Below are 7,283 nucleotides of genomic sequence, written 5' to 3' on the forward strand. Positions count from 1 at the left end.
GTGGGTGGTTCGGCTCGCCCGGCAGGGTGATCGTGGGCGGGGGCTGAGCCGGGCCGCCGCCCGCCCCCGCCCCCCCCGCCGACGCCCCCCGGCCCGGGGCAACTCCCCCGGCCGGGGTGGCGGCCGGTGCCGTGGCGGTCAGTACCGGTGGCGGTCGGTGCCGTGGCGGTCGGGTGCCGGGTGGCGGTCAGTAGTTCCAGCGGGGCTGGGCGCCGTCCGGGCGGCAGTGGATCAGGCGGCCGTTCTCGGCATGGGTGGTGCTTCCCAGGTCGGCCTTGCGGCAGAACTGGCCCGCCTTGTAGCAGTTGCCGGCGTTGGAGACGATCTCGCAGCTGCCGCTCGCGGGCTCGGTCGGCGCCTTCGTCGGCGCCTTGGTGGCGGGCGGGCGCGGCGTGCCGGCGCTCCCGCCGGTGGGCGCCGGCTTCGCGTCGGGCGTCCGCACGACCGGCGCGGCGGGCGCGGCCGCGGGCGTCGGGGTCGCCGTGGGGACGGCGGACGGCGGGGGCGTCGGCGCCGGCGTGTCCGTCGGGGCCGGCGTCGGCGTCGGTGTGGCCGTCGGGGCCGGGGTCGGGGACGCCGACAGGCTCGGCGGCGGCGATACGGCCGGGTCGCCGCCCGCCGGGCCGCAGGCCACCGCCGCGCAGGCGACCAGGAAGGCCACCGCCGCGCGCCGGAGCGCCCCGCCGCGCATCACGTTCGTTCTGCTGCTGCCGCCGTTGCCCATGATGGCCCCCACCTCAAGTCGTTGAAGGCTGCACATCATAGGAACAGCGGAGGCCCGGAATCCGGCGAACGCCGAAGCTGCTCCGATGGTGTTCGATGGACGCCATGACCCGCGAGATCACCAGCGACGAGACGGCCGAGATCGAGGCGTTCCACGCCACCCTGCACTCCCTGCGGGTGTGGGACGGCCCACTGCCCTCCTTCGATCCGCAGGCCGCGCCGGCCGAGCCGTCGGCGCTGTTCCGGGAGTGGTTCCTGCACGCCGCCGCGGCCGGAGCGCCCGAGCCGCACACGATGAGCCTGGCCACGGTGGACGCCGAGGGGCGGCCGGACGCGCGGATCCTGATGCTGCACGACGTCGACGGGCACGGCTGGCACTTCGCCTCCCACGCCACCAGCGCCAAGGGCCGCCAGCTCGGCGGCCGGCCGGACGCCGCGCTCGTCTTCTACTGGCCGGCCGTCGCCCGGCAGGTCCGGATCCGCGGCCGGGTCACCGCCTGCGGACCGCAGGAGAGCCGGGCGGACCTGGCGGTCCGCTCGCGGGGTGCGCTCGCGGCGGCGCTGACCGGCCGGCAGAGCGAGGTGCTCGGCAGCGTGGACGAGCTGCGGCGCGCCTCCGAGGCCGCCTGGGAGCGGGCCGGTGCGGAGCCGGACGCCCCGGCCCCGACCTGGACCCGGTACGTCCTCGACCCGGCCGAGGTCGAGTTCTTCCAGGGCGACGCCTCCCGCCGGCACGTACGGCTGCGCTACCGCCGCACCGGCGACGGCATCGCCTGGATCCGCGAGCTGCTCTGGCCCTGACGAGCGGGGGCCTGACGAGCGGGGGGGCCTGCCGAGCGGGGGGCCTGCCGACCGGGGGGCCTGCCGACCGGGCCGGACGCCCCGCCCCTAGGCGCGCGGCCCGGCGCCCTCCGGACGGAACACCGCCACCCACACGCCTTCCGCGGCCTCGCGGAAGGCCACTTCGAGCGGCATGTCGATCCGCAGGTCGGCCGGTTCGCAGTCGACGACCTCCGTCATCATGCGCGGTCCCTCGGCCAGGCCGACCACGGCCGCCGTGTACGGGACGCGCGTCCCGAACGGTGGGAGGTCGTTGCGGTGGATCACCGACCACGTGTAGAGGGTGGCGCGGCCGCTCGCGGTCTCCCAGGACACCCGCTCCTCGCCGGCCCAGCAGTGCGGGCAGAACTCGCGCGGGTAGTGGTGGGCCCGCCCGCAGTCCGCGCAGCGGCGCAGCAGGAGCCGGCCCCCGGCGGCCGCGTCCCAGTAGGGGCGGGTGAAGTCGTCGGTCTCGGGGAGGTCGTGGCGGGTGCTCACAGGAACAGTCCGATCGCCGCGTCGAGGGACCAGGTCTGCCAGGCCATCGCGAAGAGCGCGACGAGCGAGATGAGGGCCATCATGGCGTTCTGCCCCTGCTCGGCCCAGTCGTGGATCATCAGGATCAGGTAGAGCAGGTTCAGCAGCAGCCCGCCGACCAGTGCGATCGGGGTCAGGAAACCGAGCACCAGGCCGAGCCCGAGGGCGAGTTCCGCGTAGACCACGATGTAGGCCATCAGCCGCGGGCGCGGCTGGACGACCTTCTCGAAGCCGTTCTTCACGAAGGGCCAGCGGTGCTTGCCCGCGACGTCGGCGGCCCAGGCGATGCCGGTGCCGCGCTCGAACCAGCCCTTCTTGTCCTTGTGCCGCCAGCTCTCCAGCCACCACAGCCCGAGCCCCGTCCGGAGCACGGCGAGCCACTCGGCCCCACTGAGCCAGATGCTCTGCATCGGCCCTCCCCTTCGTCGATCTGACGGTACGTCAGTTCACCGGATCGGCGCCGATCCCGCAAGGGTCCGACGGGCGGCGCACGGCGCGCCGGGGTCACCTTCAGGACGCATCCCGACCGAGCCGGGGCGGCCGCCCCGGCCCTCCGTGATCGATCCGCAATCGATTCCCTCCTCGTCCGAGACCCATCAACGCTGTGTGTCGATACGATCACTCCTCATGCCCGGAGTCCCCACAGCCCCCGACCTGTCCACCCAGCCGCGCCCGGTCTACGTGATCGGCGCCGGTCCCGGCGGCCTCGCCGCGGCCGCCGCGCTGCGCGCCCGCGGGGTGCGCGCGGTGGTCGTCGAGAAGTCCGATGCCGTCGGCACCTCCTGGCGGGGGCACTACGACCGACTGCACCTGCACACCACCCGCCGGCTCTCCGGCCTGCCGGGGCTGGCCATGCCGCGCCGGTTCGGGCGGTGGGTCTCGCGGGACGACGTGGTGCGGTACCTGGAGAAGTACGCCGAGTTCCACGAGCTGGAAATCGTCACCGGCGTCGAGGTGACCCGGATCGACCCCGCCCCCGGCGGGGACGGCTGGCTCCTGCACGCCACCGGCGGCCGGGTCCTCGACGCCCGGGCCGTGGTCGTCGCCACCGGGTTCAACCACACGCCCGCGCTGCCCGGCTGGCCGGGCCGCGACGCGTACGCCGGGCGGCTGCTGCACGCCCGCGACTACCGCAACGCCGTCCCGTACGAGGGCCGGGACGTGCTCGTCGTCGGCGTCGGCAACACCGGCGCCGAGATAGCCGTCGACCTCGCCGAGGGCGGGGCGGGGCGGGTGCGGCTCGCCGTGCGCACCGTCCCGCACATCGTGCGCCGCTCCACCGCGGGCTGGGCCGCCCAGCGCACGGGGATCCTGGTGCGGCGGCTGCCGGTGCGGCTCGTGGACCGGCTCGGCGCCCTGGTCGCCAAGTCGTCCGTCCCCGACCTGGCCGCGTACGGGCTCCCGCGCCCCGACACCGGCCTGTACAGCAGGGTCAAGGAGGGTGCGGTCCCGGTCCAGGACGTCGGACTGATCGACGCCGTGCGCACGGGGAAGGTCGAGCCGGTCGCCGCCGTCGCCTCCTTCGAGGGGGCCGAGGTCGTGCTCGCGGACGGTACGCGGATCACCCCGGACGCCGTCATCGCCGCCACCGGATACCGCCGTGGCCTGGAGGGCCTGGTCGGGCACCTGGGCGTGCTCGACGAGCGCGGGCGCCCGCGCGCGCACGGCGCCCGCACCCCCGCACAGGCTCCCGGCCTGTACTTCACCGGCTTCACCAACCCGATCAGCGGGATGTTCCGCGAGATGGCCCTGGACGCCGAGAAGATCGCCCGGGCTCTGTCCCGCCGGCTGGGCCCGCAGGTCGCGCGACAGCCGTTCGAGGAGCTGCCGGACACCGGCCTGCGTCCGGTCGACCCGCTCGCGTAGCGGAACGCGGAAGCGGCCGAATCGCGCCCTGGACCCGCCCCGAAGGGATCTGTCACCGTTCCACACACCACCTCCACCACCTTTCCTGCGCAGCACTGTTCCTGACGGCGCGTCAGTTCAGTAATCTGACTACGCGTCAGTTATTGAGCTTCATCGAGCAGGAGCGGGCGGAACGATGCTTGGATCTACTCACGGCACCCTCACCACCGACTTCCGCGCACGTGTCGAGGCCTGCGGGGAGACCCCCAGGACGGCCGTCCACTCCACGGCGGCGCCGTCCGCCTCGGACACGGTCGCGGTGGACGTCAGCGGACGGCCCCTGCACGCCGATGTCCCCGACCTGGACCGGTTCTTCCGGCCCGAGTCCGTGGCCGTCATCGGCGCCTCCGACGCCGAGGGCAGACCGAACACCGGCATCACCCGCCAGCTCATCGCCTGGGCGGAGCGCGTCGGCGCCCGGATCCACCCCGTGCACCCCACCCGCCCCACCGTCTTCGGGCTGGCCTGCCACGCGTCCGTGGCCGACCTGCCCGAGCAGGTCGACCTCGCCGTCCTCCTCGTCGGTGATCCGCTGCCGGTGATCGAGGAACTGGCCGAGGCCAAGGTCAAGTTCGCCGTCGCGTTCGCCTCCGGTTTCGCCGAGACCGGGGACGCGGGCGCCGCCGCCCAGGACCGGCTCGCCGCCGCCGTCCGGCGGTCGGGGCTCCGCCTGCTCGGCCCCAACACCAACCTCAACGCCTTCGAGGAGTTCCGCGACGACCTCGACGGCCCGGCGATCGCCCTGATCACCCAGTCCGGCCACCAGGGCCGGCCCGTCTACACCCTCCAGGAGCTGGGCATCCGGCTCTCCCACTGGGCCCCCACGGGCAACGAGGCCGACCTCGAAACCTCCGACTTCATCTCCTACTTCGCCGAGCAGCCCGAGGTCGGCGCCATCGCCTGCTACGTGGAGGGCCTCAAGGACGGCCGTTCCTTCCTGCTGGCCGCCGACCGGGCCGCCCGCAACGGCGTCCCCGTCGTCGCCGTCAAGGTCGGCCGCACCGAGACCGGGGCCCGGACGGCCGCCTCCCACACCGGGAAGCTGACCGGCGCCGACACCGTCGTGGACGCCGCGATGCGGCAGTTCGGCGTCATCCGCGTCGACGGGCTGGACGAGCTCCAGGACACCGCCGCGCTGCTCGCCCGGGCCCGCACGCCGCAGGCCGACGGGGTCGTCGTGTACTCCATCTCCGGCGGCACCGGAGCGCACTTCTCCGACCTCGCGACCGAGGCGGGACTGAGCCTGCCCACCCTCTCCCCGGCCAAGCAGGACGAGCTCCACCAGTGGATACCGCAGTACCTGAACGTCGCCAACCCGGTGGACAACGGCGGCCACCCCGTCGGCGACTGGCGCGGCCGGAAGATCATCGACGCGATCCTCGCCGACCCCTCGGTGGGCGTGCTGATCTGTCCGATCACCGGCCCCTTCCCGCCCATGAGCGACAGGCTCGCCCAGGACCTGGTGGACGCGGCCGAGCAGACCGACAAGCTGATCTGCGTGGTGTGGGGCTCCCCGGTCGGCACCGAGGAGGCGTACCGCACCACCCTGCTCGGCTCCTCCCGGGTGGCCACCTTCCGCACCTTCGGCAACTGCATCACCGCCGTCCGCGCCTACCTCGGCCACCACCGCTTCACCGCCGCCTACCGCTCCCCCTTCGAGGACGCGCCGCGGACCCCGTCCCCCTCGTACCGCAAGGCGCAGGCGCTCATGCGCCCGGGCCAGCAGCTCAGCGAGCACGCGGCGAAACAGCTGCTGCGGGCCTACGGGATACGGGTCCCCCGCGAGCAGCTCGTGACCAGCGCGGCGGCCGCGGTCCGGGCGGCCGGCCTGGTCGGCTACCCGGTGGTGATGAAGGCGTCGGGACCGCAGCTCGCGCACAAGACGGAGCTGGGCCTGGTGAAGATCGGCCTGACCTCGGCGAGCCAGATCCGGGACGCCTACCGGGAGCTGACGGACATCGCCCGCTACGAGAACGTCCCGCTCGACGGCATCCTCGTCTGCCAGATGGTCGAGCGCGGGGTCGAGATGGTCGTCGGCGTCACCCAGGACGACCTCTTCGGGCCGACCGTCACCGTGGGCCTGGGCGGGGTCCTGGTGGAGGTGCTCCACGACGCGGCGGTACGCGTCCCGCCGTTCGGCGAGGACCAGGCGCGCGCGATGCTCACGGAACTGCGCGGCCACGCCCTGCTCGAAGGGGTCCGGGGGGCGCCGCCGGCGGACGTCGACGCGCTGGTCGAGGTCGTGCTGCGGGTGCAGCGGATGGCGCTGGAGCTGGGCGGTTCGCTGGCGGAACTGGACGTCAACCCGCTGATGGTGCTCCCGCGCGGGCAGGGGGCGGTGGCGCTGGACGCGCTCGCCGTCTGCCGCTGACGCCGGGCCGGCTTCCGGCCCCCGCTGCTGCGCGGTCTCCCCCGCCCCGTCCCGGAGCCGGGATCCGCCCGGACCCGGGCCCGGTGGCAGCGCCCCCGCAGACGCCCCGCACCCACCGCATCCGACTGCCCCGAAGGGGAGTGCACCGAATGACCGGCAGCCCCGAGGACGAAGTCCTCCACCGCATCGAGGGCGGCGTCTCCTGGATCACCCTCAACCGTCCCGAGGCCATGAACGCCGTGACCCGGGACCAGCGCGAGCGCGTCATCGCGCTGCTCGACGAGGCCTCCGCCGACCCCGCCGTGCGCGCCGTCGTCGTCACCGCCACCGGCAAGGGCTTCTGCGCGGGCGCCGACCTGCGCGGCGCCCCCGCGGCCCCGGGCGAGCGGATCGCGGGCGACGTGGCCCGCATGATCCGGCTCGGCGCGCAGCGCCTGATCACCGCCGTGCTCGACTGCGAGAAGCCCGTCATCGCCGCCGTCAACGGCACGGCAGCCGGCATCGGCGCGCACCTCGCGCTCGCCTGCGACCTGGTCATCGCCGCCGAATCGGCCCGGTTCATCGAGGTGTTCGTCCGCCGCGGCCTGGTCCCCGACGGCGGAGGCGCGTACCTGCTGCCGCGCCTGGTCGGCCCGCAGAAGGCCAAGGAGCTGATGTTCTTCGGCGACGCCGTCCCGGCGGCCGAGGCCGCAGGGCTCGGCCTGGTCAACCGGGTGGTGCCGGGCGAGGAGCTGGAGGCCACCGCCCGCGCGTGGGCGGAGCGCCTCGCGCAGGGCCCGACCCGCGCCCTCGCACTGACGAAGCAGCTGGTCAACGCCTCCCTGGACGGTGGCCGGGCGGCCGCCGGGCCGGCCCCGGCCCCCCCCCCGCACAACACCAACAAACCCCCCGCCCGCCGCACGCGGGGGGGCGGCCAGACAAAAACCCG

The 7,283-nt window shown here is 74.7% G+C and carries 7 protein-coding genes; 4 read left to right on the forward strand and 3 right to left on the reverse strand.

The window, feature by feature from the left end:
- Positions 1-187: 187 nt before the first annotated feature.
- Complete coding sequence (locus ACFXA3_RS29535) at positions 188-724, reverse strand: hypothetical protein (RefSeq protein WP_385191605.1); 537 nt, start codon at positions 722-724, stop codon at positions 188-190.
- Between the two features lie 104 nt (positions 725-828).
- On the opposite strand from ACFXA3_RS29535, the gene ACFXA3_RS29540 reads away from it, so the two are divergent.
- Positions 829-1,524, forward strand: a complete 696-nt coding sequence (locus ACFXA3_RS29540) for a pyridoxal 5'-phosphate synthase (RefSeq protein WP_385191613.1) — start codon at positions 829-831, stop codon at positions 1,522-1,524.
- Between the two features lie 87 nt (positions 1,525-1,611).
- Here ACFXA3_RS29540 and ACFXA3_RS29545 read toward each other — a convergent pair whose 3' ends face one another.
- On the reverse strand, positions 1,612-2,040 hold the full coding sequence (locus tag ACFXA3_RS29545) for a Zn-ribbon domain-containing OB-fold protein (protein WP_385191607.1): 429 nt from the start codon (positions 2,038-2,040) through the stop codon (positions 1,612-1,614).
- The gene (locus ACFXA3_RS29550) at positions 2,037-2,489 is read right to left on the reverse strand and encodes a DoxX family membrane protein (protein ID WP_385191608.1); all 453 of its coding nucleotides are present in this window, start codon (positions 2,487-2,489) and stop codon (positions 2,037-2,039) included. Before ACFXA3_RS29550 ends, ACFXA3_RS29545 begins: the two co-directional genes overlap by 4 nt.
- A 217-nt stretch (positions 2,490-2,706) precedes the next feature.
- Between ACFXA3_RS29550 and ACFXA3_RS29555 the strand changes: the two genes are divergently transcribed.
- The 3 genes from ACFXA3_RS29555 to ACFXA3_RS29565 form a co-directional block, all read left to right on the forward strand.
- The gene (locus tag ACFXA3_RS29555) at positions 2,707-3,945 is read left to right on the forward strand and encodes a flavin-containing monooxygenase (RefSeq protein WP_385191609.1); all 1,239 of its coding nucleotides are present in this window, start codon (positions 2,707-2,709) and stop codon (positions 3,943-3,945) included.
- 175 nt (positions 3,946-4,120) lie between these two features.
- Positions 4,121-6,355, forward strand: coding sequence for an acetate--CoA ligase family protein (locus ACFXA3_RS29560; RefSeq protein WP_385191610.1), 2,235 nt, complete (start codon positions 4,121-4,123; stop codon positions 6,353-6,355).
- Positions 6,356-6,504: 149 nt separating this feature from the next.
- A partial coding sequence (locus tag ACFXA3_RS29565) for an enoyl-CoA hydratase/isomerase family protein (protein ID WP_385191612.1) occupies positions 6,505-7,283 on the forward strand: 779 nt, incomplete at its 3' end.

Origin of the sequence: Streptomyces sp. NPDC059456 (assembly GCF_042750055.1) — a bacterium.
In the GTDB taxonomy this organism is placed as follows: domain Bacteria; phylum Actinomycetota; class Actinomycetes; order Streptomycetales; family Streptomycetaceae; genus Streptomyces.